At 41.4% G+C, this 1,405-nt stretch carries 2 protein-coding genes; both read left to right on the forward strand.

The features are described from left to right. Positions 1-643: 643 nt before the first annotated feature. Positions 644-886, forward strand: a complete 243-nt coding sequence (locus GJ688_RS19675; protein WP_155478160.1) for a hypothetical protein — start codon at positions 644-646, stop codon at positions 884-886. Between the two features lie 106 nt (positions 887-992). Beyond that, a complete protein-coding gene (locus tag GJ688_RS19680; protein WP_155478161.1) occupies positions 993-1,235 on the forward strand; it encodes a hypothetical protein in 243 nt (80 codons plus the stop codon). Positions 1,236-1,405 lie beyond the last annotated feature (170 nt).

A 1,405-nucleotide genomic window follows, 5' to 3' on the forward strand; every position in this document is an offset into this window, starting at 1 on the left:
CATTTCCTATCCCCTCCGTATTTATAAGTTTAACTTATAAGGGGATAAGACTCAAATACCTTTACGGGGCTAAATAGAAACCTCGTTGTCGGGAGCAGGGGGGAGTGGGGGTTGTTGTTTATTGAAGTGTAACAAGGTAGAATTGGAAAGCATAGGTTAACTCGGGGTGTAACGATGCTTAGCATTATCAACGATTCCGTTCGTTTTCCCGAGGCGTTAGCTACCGTAAGAACAATTACAAGAACTTATAATACAAGTCCTTACCGTGTGTACCAAGCTTCCGTGGCTATTCAGGGTATGGACTACGGCTTTTCTGATCAAGAAGGGTTATTTTTTCGCAGCCAAATTCAGACGAGTAGTCGAATAATTTCACCGAATCAAGTTCAAGTAAGCATAACCTTTGGATTTCGTTCACGTGAATTTGACAAGCGGACAGATGCAACGATCAATTACTGCGTTTTTCTTCAAGTTTATTAATACGGCACGCCTTAAGGTGATGCATTCAAAAATTCTAATTTGTTTAATTATCAAAAAGCGACTTTGCTAATACCTGCGAGGTCGCTTTCGCTTAACAAAGAAACATTCAACGAAAGCAAATATTCCGCCACTCCAACAGGAATTCTAATTGATGGAGGTGGGACAATTGTTTGAGTGGATTGAGGATCAAGGTCTAAAGCGTAGGACTGAGAAAATAATGAGTTTATCTGAGAAACAAGCTCATTATGAAGAATCAGTGAGAGACCTTGAAGCGTTAAAGAGACGTTTGAAATTATCAAGGTTAGGAATAGCGGATAAGGTGGAAAAGACCATTGACAAGAATCTGTCTATTTCTAAATCCTTCGCCCGGGCATATAAACGAAGCCTCAAAAAACTCAACACGTATTAGCCTCCACACTGCGACTTCGCCACCACTGGCGAGGTCGCTTTTTTGCTCTTAACATCTGTAAAGATCGTAATCCAATTTGGGTATCCTAACTTATGGAGGTGGGACTATGATCGATTGGCTTGAGGAACGACGCCAAAAGCGTAGAGCAGAGGTAAAATCTATTTTGATTAAGGAACAAGCCCATAGTGAGAAAACTGCAGACAAAATTGAGGAGTTTCTTCTACGGGTGAATTCGGCTGGAATAGAGGTTCCCTCTGAGATTCAAGACCCCATCAATGAGACTTTGATGTTCTATAAAGGTAGTGCTGAAGCATGTCGAAAAGACCTCAAACGAATCAACGCCCATTAAACCTCCACAGCGATCTCGCCATTACTGGCAGGGTTGCTTTTATTTATGAGGGGTTCCTGTAAAGATTTTTGAATAAAGGGCACTATAGACTTTAGAGGTGATGCAAATGGAAGGTGAAATCGGTTTAAACCGTGATCCAGTCGCAATCGTTAAACACTTCGCCAATGATC

This window comes from Heliobacterium mobile, assembly GCF_009720735.1.
Lineage (GTDB): Bacteria > Bacillota > Desulfitobacteriia > Heliobacteriales > Heliobacteriaceae > Heliobacterium > Heliobacterium mobile.